Here is a 15,015-nt window from a genome sequence, read left to right on the forward strand (position 1 = left end):
GCCGGGCGCGAGCGGCGTCCGCCCGGCACGGCCGGTCAGCGGATGCCGTCGGGGTCGAGGTCCTTGCCCACGACCAGGGTGACCACGTCCGCCGTGGCGTCCGGCGCCTGCGTGGCCCTGACTCCGGGCAGCCGGGCGGCAAGTGCCTTCGCCGACTTCTCCAGGCCCGCCGGGTAGGTGACCGTCGTGGTGCCGGTGGTCTCCGGAGCGTTGCCCGTACCGGTGACCGTGAGGCCGGCCTCGCGCAGCTTCCCGGCCACGGTGGCGGCCAGTCCGGAGACTCCGGTGCCGTTGAGGACCTGCACCCGCACGGAGGAGGCGTACAGGGGGTCCTTGGCGTCCGCCTCCAGTCGCTTCTTGTCGACCTCCCTGTCCTTGGCCAGGGAGGTGAACAGCTCGGCGGCCTGCGGGTACTGCCAGACGACGTTGGCCCTGTCGGTGGCCACGTCGGCCTCACGCGGGTAGTTGGGGACCGTGAGGAAGGTCAGGCGATCGCTCGGGATTCCCTTGAGCTCCGACGCGAGGCTGTACAGCGGCTTGATTCCGGCCAGATCGGGGTCCGTGGTCAGGGACTTGGTCGCGGACTGCAGGAAGCCGTAGAGCGCGTTCGGGCTGGTCAGCTTGTCCTGGGCCTTCTCGGCCAGCGCGTCCATGAACTCCTGCTGGCGGCCGATGCGTCCGATGTCGGAGTTGTCGCCGACGCCGTAGCGGACCCGCACATAGCCGAGGGCCTTCTCCCCTCCGACCGTCTGGCAGCCGGGCTCCATGTCCAGGCGGGCCTTCTTGGAGTGGATGGCCTCCTCGGGGCAGACCTCGATGCCGTCCAGGGCGTCGACCATGCCCTTGAAGCCCTGGAAGTCGACGGACATGAAGTGGTCGATGCGCAGGCCCGTGTGCTCCTCGACCGTCTTGATGGAGCAGGCGGCGGCCCCGGCGACCTCGCCGCCTGAACCGCCGATCGCGAACGCCTCGTTGATCTTCGCGTGGTGCGGGTCGGAGGTGCTGCCGTCGCCCTTGTCGCAGGCCGGTATCTCCACCCAGGAGTCGCGGGGGAACGACACGACCGCGGCCCATTTACGGTTCGCGGGAACATGCAGCACCATCAGCGTGTCCGACTGCATGGTGGTCAGGTCCTTGCCGTACTTCGCGTTGGCGCCGTCGCGGCTGTCGGACCCGACGACGAGTATGTTCTTCGAGCCCGGGCTGAGGTTCTCCGGACGGTCCCCGCCGATCTTGTCGTCGACGTCGGCCGACCTGATGTTGTTGTTGAGGTCCTGGTAGACCCAGGCGCCCACCCCGGCGACGCCGAGCACGACCGCCGAGGTCACCCCCGCGCTCCACGCCAGTATCCGCCCCCGCCGCGTCAGCCGGGCCTTCCCCGTATCGCCCGACTCACGTCGACGCTTCCCCGTCCCGCTCATCCGCGCCCCCTCTGTAGACATATGGCCGGAAGCCCGGACCCCTCACCATGAACAGACGACGATCTTCGCAACATCCGTTGCCCGCGACCGCACGAACGCACGAATTTCCCGGCGGAACCGCACGCCGCCCCACGGCCGACGCGACGCCCGATCCCTCGCCCCTCGTTCAAAGAGGCGTCGCCGCCTGCAGGATGAGGACCATCGTCACCGCCGCGTTCGCGGACGACATCGCCGATACGGCCGTCCCGGCGGCGGCGCACCATGCCGCCAGGCCCACCGACGTGAACAGCGACGGCCAGCGGCGCACCGCCGGAGCGGGCCCGAGCAGCGCGGCCACCCGGCGCGGCACCGGCCCAAGCGCCGCGAAGCCCGCCAGCGTCGCGACCGGAGTCCCCCGGGAGACCAGCGCCGCCTTGCCGATCGCACAGGCCACCGTACGACGGCTGCCGACCGCCTGGGCCGCGGTTTCGTCAGCCCACCGTTCCGCGGTGTACGACACGGCCGTACGCAGCGGGCGCAGGAACGGGTTGGCGCGGGCGGCCAGTTGGACGGTGAGCAGGAAACGGTGGTGCCGCGCGGCCAGATGGGCCCGCTCGTGGGCGAACAGCGCCCGGCGTTCGGCGGGTTGGAGGTGGTCCAGCAGGGCGGTGGTCACCACCACCCGGTCCCGGCGTCCGCCCGGCAGCGCGTACGCGTACGGCACCGCGTCGGGGAGTACGGCCACGCCGGTCCCCGGCAGCCCGGCCAGTGCCCGATGGGCACGGCGACGCACCCGGCAGTGCCGCCACAGCGTCCGGCCGCAGGCCGCAACCACCGCGCACAGCGCCGGAATCGCCGCCTTGCCGACGACCTCGTCAGTACGGCACCGCCGCCCGCACCTCGGGGTCCGACCAGCCGTCGGGCAGCGGATTGCCGGGCAGTTGGGCGGTGCCCACCACCATCACCAGGCCCAGGCACACCGTGCTGCACATCGCCATGACCGCGGCGACGCCGGTGAGCAGCCTCGTCGCGGTGCGGGGATGAAGATGCTGCTCGGCCAGGCGGGCGATCGGCCAGGCCGTGAGCGGCAGGACGAGCGGCAGAAAGACGAAGACCCCCATGAGGTGTCAGTTCTCCCCTTCGCTCCGGGCCTGCCCCAGCAGCTCACGCAGCAGCCGCTCGTCGTCCGGCCCGAGGCCCGTGACGAAGCTGGCCAGCACCGCCTCCCGGTCGCTCTCGGCGTCCAGCACCCTGCGCATCCGGTGCGCGGCGAGGCCCGCCTGGTCCGACGCCGGCGTCCAGGCGAAGGACCGCCCCGTGCGCTCCCGGGTCACCGCGCCCTTGGCCAGCAGGCGGGTCAGGATGGTGATCACCGTCGTATAGGCGAGATCCCCGCCGAGCCGCTCCTGCACCCAGCCGGCCGTCACCGGACCGTCCGCCTCCCGCAGGGCCGACAGGACCAGCACCTCCAGCTCGCCCTGCCCCCGCCGGGAACGCCGCCGGTCGTCCGCCATGCCCCGTCTCCCTTCCGCTGCCCCGCACGTCACTGCCCTGCCCCGAGCGATACATCGTAAGGAAAGGTGCGCCGGGCCCGGCCACCGTCCCGGCCGCCGCTGCCGCGCCCGGCTCGGCCGTGGGATGCTGCCCTGCCTGCGTCACCACCTCACCCAGCGCACCGGAAGGACAGAACCCAGATGTTCGGACTGAGCGAACTCGCCGTCATCCTCATCGTCGTCGCAGCCGTCCTCTGCGCGAAGAAGCTGCCCGAACTGGCGCGTTCGGCGGGCAAGAGCGCGCGCATCCTCAAGGCCGAGGCCAGGGCGATGAAGGACGAGGACGAGCCGGCCGAGCACCGGGTGATCCAGGGTGAGGTCGTCGCCCCGGACCGGCAGGGCGCGCAGCGGCGTCGGCAGTGACCGGCGGACATCGGACGCGGGACCTCCGCGGCGGGCGGCGGTCCCACGGCACCGGCCACGGCCGCGACCGGCCCGTGTGGAAGACTGCGAGACCGGAGCCACGGGGAGGAGGGGCGCGGTGACCGCCCGTACGCGACTGTCGCAGGCCGCCGTCGAGGAGCGCGGTGAGACCCGCCGGACCGCCCCGTACGCGCACCGCACCGTGGCCGGCCACAACGCCGTCGTCACCGGCACCGCAAGCCCCACCTCCGCACGCGCGGCCGTGCACGGCCTCCCAGTCTCCGTCCAGACCGTCGAGCCCGAAGAGCCCTCCCTGTGATCCACACCCTGTTCGAAACGCCGAGCACCTACCGCCCCAGCGATGCCGAGATGGCCGCGCCCGTGCCACCGGTCCGGGCCTTGCTGTTCGACTTCAGCAACACCATCTTCCAGATGATCGGCCTGGAGTCGTGGCTGCGCCGGGTCGGCGCCGCCGCCGGCCGCCTGGCCGTGCTGGACGAGCCCGGTGCGGTGGCCGAGATCTCCGGCCAGCTGCGCGCCGCCTCCCTGCTGCCCTCCGTCGTCGCCCTCCAGGAAGGCCGTGACCTCTCCGCCGAACAGCACCGCCGCGCCATGCGGGGCTGGTGGGAGCGGGTGGACTTCCTGCGCGGCGCGGAGGAGGCGGCGTACCGGGAACTCACCGCCCCGGACGCCTGGGTGCCCTATCCCGACACCGAGCCGGTCCTGCGTGCCCTGCGCGAGCGCGGACTGCGCATCGGCGTCGTCAGCGACTTCGCCTGGGACCTGCGCGGCCACCTCGCCCACCACGGGCTGGAGGACCTGATCGACACCTGCGTGCTCTCCTACGAGCAGGGCCGCGAGAAGCCCGACCCGCAGCTGTTCCTCAAGGCCTGCGCCGACCTCGGCGCCGATCCACGCGCCACCCTCATGGTCGGCGACAACCCGGTCCGCGACGGCGGCGCGTCCGCCTGCGGTCTGCGCACCTACATCCTGCCGGCGGAACCCCGCACCGGTGAGCGCGGCCTGGCGGACGTGCTGCGGCTCGTGACCTGACCTCAGGTCCGGTGTGCCCCGCGCCGGAGTTCGTGGGCCTCGGCGAGCAGGAGATAGCTGCTGGCGGTCCAGGTGTAGGCGCGGTCGCGCAGGCCCGTTCCGGTGAGGGCGTCGAAGTTCTCGGCGAAGCCGTGGGTTTCGCACAGGGCACGGAAGCGGGCGCTGATCTCGTCCGCGAGGCGGTGATGCCCGGCGCGGCGCAGGCCGTCCTCGATCAGGACGGTGACCGGGGCCCAGATCGGGCCGCGCCAGTAGCCGTCGGCGAGGTAGTGCGGTGAGGTCGTCAGTTCGGTGGCGAGGCCGTACGGCGTCAGGTGCGCCTTGATGCGGTCCGCCAGCGCGCTGCCGACATCGCCGGGCAGATGCTCGCCCAGCACGACGGGCATCAGGTCCAGCAGGCTGGAGCTGCTCCATGTGTCCCCGGTGGCGACGCCCCGCGCGACGAACCTGTCTTCGGTCCAGAGCTGCTCGAACAGGGCCGTCCTCATCTCCTCGGCCGCCCGCGCCCACCGACGCGCCTCGTCCGGCCGGTTCAATTCCCTGGCCAGATCGGCGAGTTCGCGCAGTTGGAGGACGAGAAAGGCGGCCAGGTCGGCGGTGACGACCACGCGCTCGGGGTCGAAGGTGGTGGCGTTGTCCCAGCCGCTGTCGTTGCCGTGCTGGTAGTGGGCCAGTTCGGCCCCGGGGGCACGTCGTGCGGTGAGCCAGAAGTCCGTCCAGCGTCGCAGCCGGTCGTACACCTCGGCCAGTTCGTCCTGGCCGAGGGCCGTCGGCAGCCGGCGGCGCAGGTGGCCGAAGGCCCAGCCGTGGATGGGCGGTTTGACGAAGTTGTGCAGGACCTCGGAGTGGGTGACCGAGTCGGGCAGGGCGCCGCTGTCGTCCTGGTGGTCGAAGGGCAGGGCGAACTGGTCCCGGGCCAGGTCGGGGCGACCGGGGGCAAGGGCCAGGGCGTTGAAGCAGTGGTCCCAGCTCCAGACCTTGTCCATCCAGTGCTTGGACATCAGCACGGCGGGCCGGGTGACCAGCCCCGCCGGGCGCACGGTCGCCGACCAGACGACGTAGGCGGCGAGTTCGGCGGCCGGGGTGGCGGAGGAGCGCCAGGGGGCCACGGCGTCGACGAAGTCCGCGAACGCGTCCCGTGCGGACTGAACGACGGCGTCAAAGGCCGCCGGGGGCGTGTACGGCGGCCGGGCGGTGTCGAGTTCCTCGATCGCGATCTCCCAGGCGCCGTCCGCCTCCCCGGCCAGGACGAGGCCGCGGTCGCCGCTGCCCAGGGCCTGGGCCCCGGCCGTGTCGGCGACGGTGCCGGCCAGCACGGTGACCCGGTAGCGGCGTCCCGTCTCGTACGACGTGAACACGTACGCGTCCGCGGCCGGGTCGTGGAAGAAGTACGTGCCGCTGAACGGGGTCAGCGCCTGCGCGGCCGCGGCGACGCCGAAACCGAGGCCGCTCCCCCGCAGGCGTACGGTGTCCGGCGACTGGTAGGCGAGGTCGACGCGCCCGGCCGGGCCGGTCCAGCTGAGCAGGGCCGGTGTCGCCTGGACACCGGTCTCGGCGCGCGCACCCGTCGCCGCGTCCAGGGGGACCAGGCGCAGGACGGCGTGCATGCCGTTCTGGTGCGAGACGAGGTGGAGGTCCTCGGCGTATGTCTTCTCCGCCACCACGGGCGAGATGTCGAACCAGGATCCGTATGCGCTGAACGGAATGTCGTGGACGGAGAAGGCCGGGCCGGATCGGGCGGCGGTCATGAAGCGTCACTCGTTTCTTCTCGGGCAGGGGCGGCCGGCCGTCCGGGGTGCGGACGGCGGGAGCCGTGGCGAGGTGGAAGGGGTCAGTCCTTGACGGCGCCGGCGGTCACACCGGCGGCGACGTAGCGCTGGGCGAGGACGAGGATGACCGCGGCCGGCAGCGAGGCCACGACGGCGGTGGCCATGATGGCGTTCCACTCCTGGTTGTTGTTGCCGATGTAGTGGTAGATGCCGAGGGTGATCGGCTCGTGGGCGCCGCCGTTGACCAGGGTGCCGGCGAGCACGAAGTCGGACCAGGACCACAGGAACGCGAACAACGAGACCGTGACGACGGCGTTGCGGCTCATGGGCAGGACGACGGACCGGAAGGTGCGCAGAGGTCCTGCTCCGTCCATCTGCGCGGCCTGGAGCAGTTCGCCGGGGATGCCGGACATGAACGCGGTGAAGATGAGCACCGCGAAGGGGACGGCCAGGGTGGAGTCGGCGACGATCAGTCCGGGGACGGACTGGAGCAGGCCGAGTTGGAGGTAGATGGCGTAGAAGCCCATCGCCATGATGATGCCGGGGATCATCTGCGCGGCCAGCAGGAGGAAGCCGAGGAGGCCGCCGCCGCGCGGGCGCAGCTTGGCCAGGGCGTAGCCGGCGGGGGCGGACAGGGCCACGGTCAGGACGACGGTGCCCAGGCCGATGGCGAGGCTGGTGCCGAGGTAGGGCAACTGCTCGTCGAGGACCGTGCGGTAGCCGGCCAGGGTGGCGTGGGCGGGGAACAGGTCCGGTGGGCTCTTGCGCATGTCCTGGTCGCGGGTGAAGGACACGTTCAGCATCCAGTAGACCGGGAAGAGCATGGTTCCGGTCAGCAGGAGGCCGATGGCCGTCTTTCCCCAGGTGCGCTTGCCGCTGCGGCTCATGACAACGCCTGCTTTCTCTGCACCCGGACGTAGACCAGGCCGAAGACCAGGGCGGCGACGACCAGCAGGTTGCCGACGGCCGCGCCCGGGCCGAAGGCGGGCAGGAGGTTGCCGAAGCCGAGCTGGTAGGACCAGGTGGCGAAGGTGGTGGACGATTCCGCCGGGCCGCCCTTGGTCATGATCCAGATGATGTCGAAGACCTTGAGTGTGTAGACCAGGCCCAGCAGCAGCGTGATGGCGGAGACCGGGCGCAGCAGCGGGAAGGTGATGCGCCAGAACCGCTGCCAGGCGTTCGCCCCGTCGAGGGCCGCCGCCTCGTACAGCGAGTGGGGGATCGACTGCAGGCCGCTGTGGAGCACGACCAGGTTGAACGGGACGCCGATCCAGATGTTCGCGATGATCACCGAGGTCAGCGACCAGGACGGCGAGGTCAGCCAGTTCACCGGGTCGATGCCGACGGCGTGCAGGGCGGCGTTGACGACGCCCGATTCACTGTTGAGCATCCACGACCAGGTGGACGCCGAGACGATCAACGGGAGCAGCCAGGGCACCAGGAACAGGGCGCGCAGGGTCGCCGACAGACGGAAGTGCTGGTTGAAGAAGACCGCGAGGGCCAGGCCGATGGCGTACTGGAAGGCCAGGCACACCGCGGTGAACACCACGGTGTGCAGCAGGGCCGGGGCGAAGGTCGGGTCGTCGAAGACGGTCCGGTAGTTCTGCAGGCCCGTGAAGGGGGCGTCGCCCTGGACGAAGGAGCGGACCGTGTAGTGGCGCAGGCTCAGGTCGAGGTTGCGGTAGAGCGGATAGGCGTAGAAGAGGACGAGGTAGAGGGTCACCGGGGTGAGGAAGGCCCAGGCGGCCCACTGCTGGGAGGCGGGGCGGCGCCGTGCCGGGGGCTGTGCGGCGGGGGCCGCACCGCTGCGGTCGGGCACGGGCCGGCGATGCGGGACCTGTGTCGTGTGAGTCATGGGAAAGGGCCCTGGACCGCGGTCACTTGACGGCGGACTGGGCGGCGCCCAGCGCGTCCTTCGGAGACTTCGAGCCGCTGAGGGCGGACTGGACGGCCTTCCACAACTGCTCGGAGATCTTCGGGTACTTGGTGCCCAGGTCGTCGCTGGTGCGGCCCTTGGCCGCCTTGACCGCCTCGATCCAGGGCTTGAGGTCGGGGTCGGCCGCCACCTGCTTGTCCTGGACCTCGGCGGTGGGGGCGACGTAGGACAGGGTGGTGTCGGTGTCGTACAGGTTCTGGGTGCTGGTCAGGCAGGTCGCCAGCTTCTGCGCGGTGGCGTAGCGGCCGGTGTCGCCCTGGACCGGGATGGTGACGAACTCACCGCCCGTGGGGGCCGCGGCGGTGCCTCCGTCGGCGGCGGGTATGGGGAGGACGCCATAGTCGAAGCCCGCCTTCTTCGCGTTGGCCAGCTGCCAGGTGCCGTTCTCGGCGAACGCGTAGTCGCCGCTCGCGAACTCCTGCCAGCTGGTCGTCTGGGTGTTGTTGAGGACCGAGTTGGGCGCGTAGCCCTTCTTCGTCCAGTCGGTCCACAGGGTCAGGGCGGAGGCGGCCTCGGCGGAGTCGAGCTCGGTCAGCTTCGCGCCCGAGCCCCAGAACCACGGCAGGAACTGGAAGCTGCCCTCTTCGGTGCCGATCGCGGAGAAGGTGATGCCCTTCTTGCCCGCCTTCTTCACCTTGTCCAGAGCTGCCGTCAGCGACTTCCAGTCCTTGACGGAGGCCGGGTCGACCCCGGCCTCCTTCAGCACCTTCTTGTTGTAGTAGAGGGCGAGGGTGTTGGCGCCGATCGGGGTGCCGTAGGTCTTCCCGCCCGACTGGCCCGCGGCGAGCAGGTTGGGGTCCACCTTCGAGGTGTCGAGCTTGTTGTCGTCGGTGCTGGTGAGCACGCCCGCCTCGGCCAGGGTGGACACCACCGGGTTGTCGACGATGAGGACGTCCGCGGAGTTGTCCTGCTGCGCCGCCAGCAGGGCCTTGTTGGACAGGTCGCTGGTGTCGAAGGCGGTCCGCTTGATCTTCACGCCGGCCTGGGTGCCGCAGTCGTCCAGCAGCCTCACCCAGGCCGAGCCCTTGGCGAACTGCGGGTACGGGTCCCAGATGGTGTACGTGCCGCTGTCCGCCGCCTTCGCTCCGGTGCTGCCCGAGCCGGAGCCGCAGGCGGTGGCGCTGGTGGCGACGGCCAGGGCGGTCAGGGCGGCGGCGGTCAGACGGCGGCGTCCGGAGGAGCTGTTCATCGCGGGTTCCTTCTGTTCTGGCATGCGGGTGCCGACTGTTTTCGGCATGCGGGTGCCGAGGCGAGGGGTGGAAAGCGGGCACGCCGAACGGCGCTGAGGGGAGGAGGGTGCTCACAGGGAGGAGGGCGAACCTCTGCTGGGGGTGCGGTCAGGCTGTCGTATCGGGCCCGGCGTCCGGGGTGGGCGGGGCGCCCGCGGGTCCGGTGCTGGCCCGCAGGGAGATGGGGGGCGCGAGGAGGTGGTGCCGGGGTGCCGCGTCGGGCTGGTCGAGCCGCTCCACCAGCAGCTCCACGGCCAGCCGGCCCATGTCGGCGGCCGGTACGTCCGCCGCGGTGAGCTGCGGGGTGACCGTCTCGGCCCAGCGGTTGGCCACGACGCCGGTGACGGAGAAGTCGCGCGGCACATGGCGGCCCGCCTGGGCGAGCCCCCGGTAGAGGCCGCCGAGCGCGGCCTCGTTCAGGGTGACCAGTGCCGTGGTGGCCGGGTCGTCGTGCAGGATCCGCTCCACGCAGGCCTGGCCGGAGGCGGCGTCGTCCCCGCAGCAGTACGTCCGGACCGTCAGCCCGCGCTCGGCCGCGGCCTTCGTGAATCCGTCCAGGCCGCGGTGCGCGGACTCGTAACCGGCCCGCAGCAGTTGCTCGGGGCGGTTGACGAAGGCGACCCGGCGGTGGCCGAGGTCCGCCAGGTGGTGGACGCACGCCGCGGCCAGCGCGGTGTGGTCCAGGCCCACCCACCAGCCGCCCTCGGGACGCGCGGTGCGGCCGATGGCGACGGCGGGGAAGCCCAGCTCGGCCAGGTGGTCGACCCGGTCGTCGGCCAGCCGGATCTCCATCAGGATGGCGCCGTCGACCCGCCGCTCCCCCAGCAGCCGCTGGAAGGAGCGGTCACTGTCCACGCCGCTGGGTGACAACAGCACGTCGTAGTCGTAGGCCGCGGCGGCCTCCACGACACTGCCGATGAAATCGAGCTGCATCCCGGTGTAGTGGTTCCCGGCCGGCGGGAAGACCAGGCCGATCGTGCTGGTGCGCCCGTTGGCCAGGGCGCGGGCGCTGGCGCTGGGCCGGTAGCCCAGCTCGTCGACGACCTGCTGGATCTTGCGGCGCGTCTCCTCCGAAACCGGGCGCTTGCCGCTCAGCGCGTAGGACACGGTGCTGCGTGAGACACCGGCCCGCTGGGCGATCTCACCGATGTTCACGGCGACTCCTTGCTCGAACCGGTTCGACAGCTCGCTCGGGGAGCGCTCGCCGGTCGTCAGGCTGGGGGATGGTGAGGAGGCGCGAGGACCGGTCGTCGAACCGGTTCGCGTGAAGCGACGGTAGGAACCGCACGAACGCCTGTCAACACCCCGGGCCGCCCTTTCGGCTCCCCGGCCGGAGCCCGGCAACTCCTGGCGTCGGGGGGATTGCTGGCCGGATCTCCCGGTGCTAGCTTCGCCGAACCGGTTCGATGAAGCGATCCTTCCGGCGACCGTGGCCCTCGCGTGCGCACAGCCCCCGAGGCGTGGGGCCGCCACCCTCAGCACCTCGATGGCTCCCCGCCATCGTGACCCCTGTGATCGAACCGGTTCGGCACGACGCACTCGCCCCGGACTTCCTCGCCGGAACGGCACGGGGAAGAGCCGCCGGCCGGGATGGGCCGACCGGAACCCGTTACTCAAGGATTGAGGACGCAGTCCATGCCATCCGCTGACAGATCCGCGCGGCGCCGAGCTCCGGCCGCCGTGGCCCTCACTCTCGGCGCGGGCCTGCTGGCCGCACCCGCCGTGCCCGCTCAGGCGGCCGAGGCGCCCCAGCCCGCCGCCCGCTACACCTTCGACCAGGACGACCTCGCCTCGGGCAGGATCACCGACAGTTCCGGCAACGGCCTGACGGCGAGCCTGGTGAACGGCTCCACCGCCCAGTCCGTCCCGGGCACCGAGGGAGGCAGGGCACTGGCCCTGCCCGGCGGGGCGCCCACCTCCGACGGCGCGTATGTCCGCCTGCCCCGGGAAGTGGTCGGCACCGCCGCCGACCTGACGGTCTCCGCGCGGGTGAAGTGGAGCGGCGACAGGTCGTCCTGGCAGCGGATCTTCGATCTGGGAACCGACACCTCCAAGTACCTCTTCGCCACCCCGTACAACAACGGCGGGGTGCTGCAGACCTCCGTGACCACCGGCGGAGGGGGCGCGGAGGCACAGGTGCGCGGTTACGCGATGCTTCCCGCGAACGAGTGGCGGACGGTCACCGTCACCCTGGACAGCTCCGCCCGCCGGCTCACCACCTACCTCGACGGCGTGGCGGTCTCCTCCGTCGAGACCGGCATCAAGGCCAGGGACGTGCTGGCCGCTTCCGCCACGGCCGCCGGCTACATCGGCAAGTCCTTCTGGCCGGATCCGCTGCTCAAGGGCGCGATCGACGACTTCGCGGTGTGGCACACGGCGCTCAGCGCGGAGCAGGTGGCCGGTATGGCCGGGGCCGTGCCGACCGTCCGGGAGCTCTCGAAGACGTCCTTCGAGGTCCGCACGACGACCGGCACCGCCCCCTTGCTCCCCACCGCCGTCCGCTCCTCCTTCTCCGACGGCTACGACCGCGACACGCCGGTCACCTGGGATGCCGTACCGTCCGAGAAGTACGCCCGGCCGGGCACCTTCACCGTGGCGGGAACGGCGGCCGGGCGGGCGGTGAAGGCGACCGTCACCGTGGTCCGCGAGGGGCAGCTCACCGTCGACCTCGGCTCGGACACGGGCGCGTTCCACGGCGGCGCCTCCGGCACCCTCTACGGCGTGTACGGACCGGACGTGCCCACCAACAACCTGATGGCGGGCATGGGCCTGCGCACGGTCTCCACGAAGGCCCAGGACGGTCCTCAGCACCCCGGTGCCGACGCGCTGGAGGTGGTCAAGCCGCTGGCCGACTCCACCGACGGCGACGTGTACATCTACATGACGGACATCCACCGCGGCTTCCCGTACCAGTGGCCGGGCGACACGCCCCAGGAGAAGGTCGGGCTCTACGAGGAGAAGATCGCGAAGCAGGTCGACCAGGTCCTGCGGCTGCCGAAGCAGTACCAGGACAACATCGTCTTCGTGCCGTTCAACGAGCCCGAGGGCAACATGTTCGGCACCGGCGAGTGGAGCTACGACAAGGTCAGCTGGCTCGACGACCCCGACGACTTCTTCGCCGCCTGGGACTCCGCCTACAGGCTCATCAAGGCCAAGATGCCGGACGCCCGCATCGCCGGCCCCAACACCAGCGTCCTGTTCAACCAGGTGAAGGGCTTCCTCACGCACACCCTGGCCGCCGGCACCCTGCCCGAGGTCATCACCTGGCACGAGCTGAGCCACCCGGAGGCGGTGCGCGAGAGCGTCGCCAAGTACCGGGCGTGGGAGAAGGAGCTGTTCAAGGGCACCGACAGGGAGGGCACCCAACTCCCCGTCAACATCAACGAGTACGCCTTCAACTACCACACCTCCGTCCCCGGCCAGATGATCCAGTGGGTGTCCGCGATCGAGGAGTCCAAGGTGGACGCCGACATCGCGTACTGGAACATCGACGGCAACCTGTCCGACTCGGCGGTGCAGTCCAACCGGGGCAACGGCCAGTGGTGGCTGCTGAATTCGTACGCCTCGATGAGCGGGCACACGGTGGAGGTGGCCCCGCCGTTCCCCGGTGAGAACTACACCATGCAGGGCGTCGCCACGCTGGACGAGAAGAGGCGGCAGGCCCGGCTGATCTTCGGCGGTTCCACCGGCAAGGGTCACATCACCTTCGCGGGCGTCCCGAAGAAGGTCTTCGGGGGCCAGGTGCACGCCTGGGTGCGGGAGATCGAGTGGAGCGGGCAGGTCGGCGACTCCTCCGGCCCGAAGCTGCTCACGGAGACGAACCTGAAGGTCGGTGACGACGGCACGGTCGTCGTCGACTTCGGCGACGGCACGCTGCCGAAGCTGAAGGAGTCCTCGGCGTACGAGATCGTCCTCAGCCCGGCCGGAAAGGCGAAGGGCACGCAGTCACCGCCCGTGCGCCGGCAGGCGTCGTACGAGGCGGAGGACGCCGCTCACACCGGGTCCGGCTACTCGAAGAACGGCCCCGAGGGGTCGCCGCGCGACGTGTCGAAGTTCTACACCTCCGGCGGCTACGACGTGGGCGGCCTGCGCACCGGCTCGGACGTCACGCTCGACTTCACCGTGGACGTGCCCGAGGACGGCACCTACGACCTGAGCGTGTTCGCCAACTCCCTCAACACCTTCGACAAGGTGAAGGAGCAGGGCCCCACCAATGTCTTCCTGCGCGTGGACGGCAAGGCGGACGGCGAGCAGGAGCTGCATCTGCCGCTCGGCTACAAGTGGGTGGTGTGGGACCACACCGACACCAAGGTCCGCCTCACCAAGGGCAAGCACACGCTGACGCTCGCCGCGAAGAGCCTCGACGGCAAGCGCGCCACCAAGGGCGACGCCATCGTCGACCGCCTCACGCTGTCCCTGCCGGAGGCTTCGGCCGGCACCCAGGTGTACGAGGGGGAGCTGGCCTGGCCGGCCGGCGGGGCGCGGCCCGTCTACGACCTTCCGAAGCACGCCGCCACCCCCGCCACCGGCTCGGGCGCGGTCCGGCTCCCGAAGGAGGGGACCGCCACGTTCTGGGTCTACTCCCCCGCCGACCGTGAGGCCACGCTCAGGGTGGACACCCTCGGCGGCTCGGGAGCCCGGCTCTCCGTCAACGATCATGACGTCCTGCGCCTGGCCAAGGGCAGGCACAGCGTTGCGGTCTCCCTCTCGGGCGGCGTCAACAAGGTGACGTTGACGGGGGGTTCGTCGGCCACCCTCGTCGACCGTCTCACGGTCACGCCGACCGAGGGCGCGCTCCCGTCGCGTACGTACGAGGCGCAGGACGCCGCGCTCGCCGGCTCGGCCACCCTCGCTCTGCTCTCCCTGGCCACCGACGGCACGGCGATCACCGGGATCGGCGGCGACCCGGGCAACGGCAACACCGCGACGTTCACCGTCGACGCCGACCGGACCGGCCTGTACGCGCTGCGCGTCCGCTACTCCAACCCGGAGCAGTCGGAGGCCACGCACTACAACCCGGACCCGCTCGCCCGCCACGCCGACATCACCGTCAACGGCGGCGACAGCCGGCGCGTCGGCTTCCCGCACAGCTTCCACCAGAACAACTTCTGGGAGCTGACCGTCCCGGTCCAGCTGAAGAAGGGGCGCAACACCGTCGCCTTCCGCTCCGAGGAACGGCCCAACTTCGACGGCACCACATACGCCTCGGACACCTTCCCCGGCGTACTGCTCCGCTCCCGCTACGCGCCGCTGATCGACCGGATCACCGTCGCGCCGTATGCGCGGGAGGCGCGCTGAGGTGACTCACCCCCGGCGGCGAGGTGGCACGCGCGGCGGCCGAACGGCGAGGCACCGCCTCCCCACGCCCCGCCCGGCAGTGCCGGGCCCACCTCGCCGCCGGTGCCGCGAGAGCGGGTTGCCCGCCGCCGATCGCGACAGCACCACGTCCCGGGCCGGGAGACCTTCAACGACCGCCCGGGGCTTTCGCGCGCAGCCGTCCATGATGAGGGCCGGCCCTCCTCGGGACCCATGCCCCACCCGCCGGCCCGAGCGGAAAACTGTCCGCTCGCCCGGCGGCCAGGCAGGCGCCGGCCCCGCGAACAACGGGCCGTGAAGTTGCAGGTCCCGGCCGGCGCTGTGGGGCTGCACCGGCGTGACCAGTTGAAGTACTGGTCCGGTTGTTCGTCGTACCGGGGCGACAGGATGTCGTAC

11 protein-coding genes and 1 pseudogene are annotated in these 15,015 nt (G+C 71.4%); 4 read left to right on the plus strand and 8 right to left on the minus strand.

Annotated elements, in window-relative coordinates; genetic code table 11:
• Nucleotides 1-35: 35 nt before the first annotated feature.
• The 3 genes and pseudogenes from AQI70_RS09920 to AQI70_RS09930 form a co-directional block, all read right to left on the minus strand.
• On the minus strand, nucleotides 36-1,421 hold the full coding sequence (locus AQI70_RS09920; RefSeq protein WP_244181558.1) for an LCP family protein: 1,386 nt from the start codon (nucleotides 1,419-1,421) through the stop codon (nucleotides 36-38).
• 166 nt (nucleotides 1,422-1,587) lie between these two features.
• Nucleotides 1,588-2,521: pseudogene (locus tag AQI70_RS09925) on the minus strand (M56 family metallopeptidase).
• Nucleotides 2,522-2,527: 6 nt separating this feature from the next.
• Nucleotides 2,528-2,914, minus strand: coding sequence for a BlaI/MecI/CopY family transcriptional regulator (locus tag AQI70_RS09930; protein ID WP_062146655.1), 387 nt, complete (start codon nucleotides 2,912-2,914; stop codon nucleotides 2,528-2,530).
• 180 nt (nucleotides 2,915-3,094) lie between these two features.
• On the opposite strand from AQI70_RS09930, the gene AQI70_RS09935 reads away from it, so the two are divergent.
• The 3 genes from AQI70_RS09935 to AQI70_RS09945 all read left to right on the plus strand — a co-directional run bounded on the left by AQI70_RS09935 (nucleotide 3,095) and on the right by AQI70_RS09945 (nucleotide 4,369).
• The gene (locus tag AQI70_RS09935; RefSeq protein WP_062146657.1) at nucleotides 3,095-3,316 is read left to right on the plus strand and encodes a twin-arginine translocase TatA/TatE family subunit; all 222 of its coding nucleotides are present in this window, start codon (nucleotides 3,095-3,097) and stop codon (nucleotides 3,314-3,316) included.
• 118 nt (nucleotides 3,317-3,434) lie between these two features.
• Nucleotides 3,435-3,635 (plus strand): hypothetical protein, encoded by a 201-nt coding sequence (locus AQI70_RS09940; protein WP_062146659.1) that lies wholly within the window; start codon nucleotides 3,435-3,437, stop codon nucleotides 3,633-3,635.
• Nucleotides 3,632-4,369 carry an HAD family hydrolase gene (locus AQI70_RS09945; RefSeq protein WP_062146661.1) on the plus strand — a complete coding sequence of 246 codons (738 nt, stop codon included), beginning with the start codon at nucleotides 3,632-3,634 and terminating at the stop codon, nucleotides 4,367-4,369. The genes AQI70_RS09940 and AQI70_RS09945 overlap by 4 nt, the downstream gene beginning before the upstream one ends.
• A gap of 2 nt (nucleotides 4,370-4,371) precedes the next feature.
• Here AQI70_RS09945 and AQI70_RS09950 read toward each other — a convergent pair whose 3' ends face one another.
• The 5 genes from AQI70_RS09950 to AQI70_RS09970 all read right to left on the minus strand — a co-directional run bounded on the left by AQI70_RS09950 (nucleotide 4,372) and on the right by AQI70_RS09970 (nucleotide 10,458).
• Entirely contained in the window at nucleotides 4,372-6,117 is a 1,746-nt protein-coding gene (locus tag AQI70_RS09950; protein WP_062146663.1) for an amylo-alpha-1,6-glucosidase, read from the minus strand.
• An 83-nt stretch (nucleotides 6,118-6,200) separates the two neighbouring features.
• Nucleotides 6,201-7,025 carry a carbohydrate ABC transporter permease gene (locus tag AQI70_RS09955; protein ID WP_062146664.1) on the minus strand — a complete coding sequence of 275 codons (825 nt, stop codon included), beginning with the start codon at nucleotides 7,023-7,025 and terminating at the stop codon, nucleotides 6,201-6,203.
• A complete protein-coding gene (locus AQI70_RS09960) occupies nucleotides 7,022-7,993 on the minus strand; it encodes a carbohydrate ABC transporter permease (RefSeq protein WP_062146667.1) in 972 nt (323 codons plus the stop codon). Before AQI70_RS09960 ends, AQI70_RS09955 begins: the two co-directional genes overlap by 4 nt.
• Nucleotides 7,994-8,015: 22 nt before the next feature.
• Nucleotides 8,016-9,263 (minus strand): sugar ABC transporter substrate-binding protein, encoded by a 1,248-nt coding sequence (locus AQI70_RS09965; protein ID WP_062146669.1) that lies wholly within the window; start codon nucleotides 9,261-9,263, stop codon nucleotides 8,016-8,018.
• A 148-nt stretch (nucleotides 9,264-9,411) separates the two neighbouring features.
• Nucleotides 9,412-10,458, minus strand: a complete 1,047-nt coding sequence (locus AQI70_RS09970) for a LacI family DNA-binding transcriptional regulator (protein ID WP_062146671.1) — start codon at nucleotides 10,456-10,458, stop codon at nucleotides 9,412-9,414.
• Nucleotides 10,459-10,938: 480 nt separating this feature from the next.
• Here AQI70_RS09970 and AQI70_RS09975 point away from each other — a divergent pair, with 480 nt between their 5' ends.
• Entirely contained in the window at nucleotides 10,939-14,601 is a 3,663-nt protein-coding gene (locus tag AQI70_RS09975; protein ID WP_062146672.1) for a LamG-like jellyroll fold domain-containing protein, read from the plus strand.
• Nucleotides 14,602-15,015: the final 414 nt, after the last annotated feature.

It is taken from the genome of Streptomyces curacoi (genome assembly GCF_001513975.1).
GTDB lineage: Bacteria > Actinomycetota > Actinomycetes > Streptomycetales > Streptomycetaceae > Streptomyces > Streptomyces curacoi.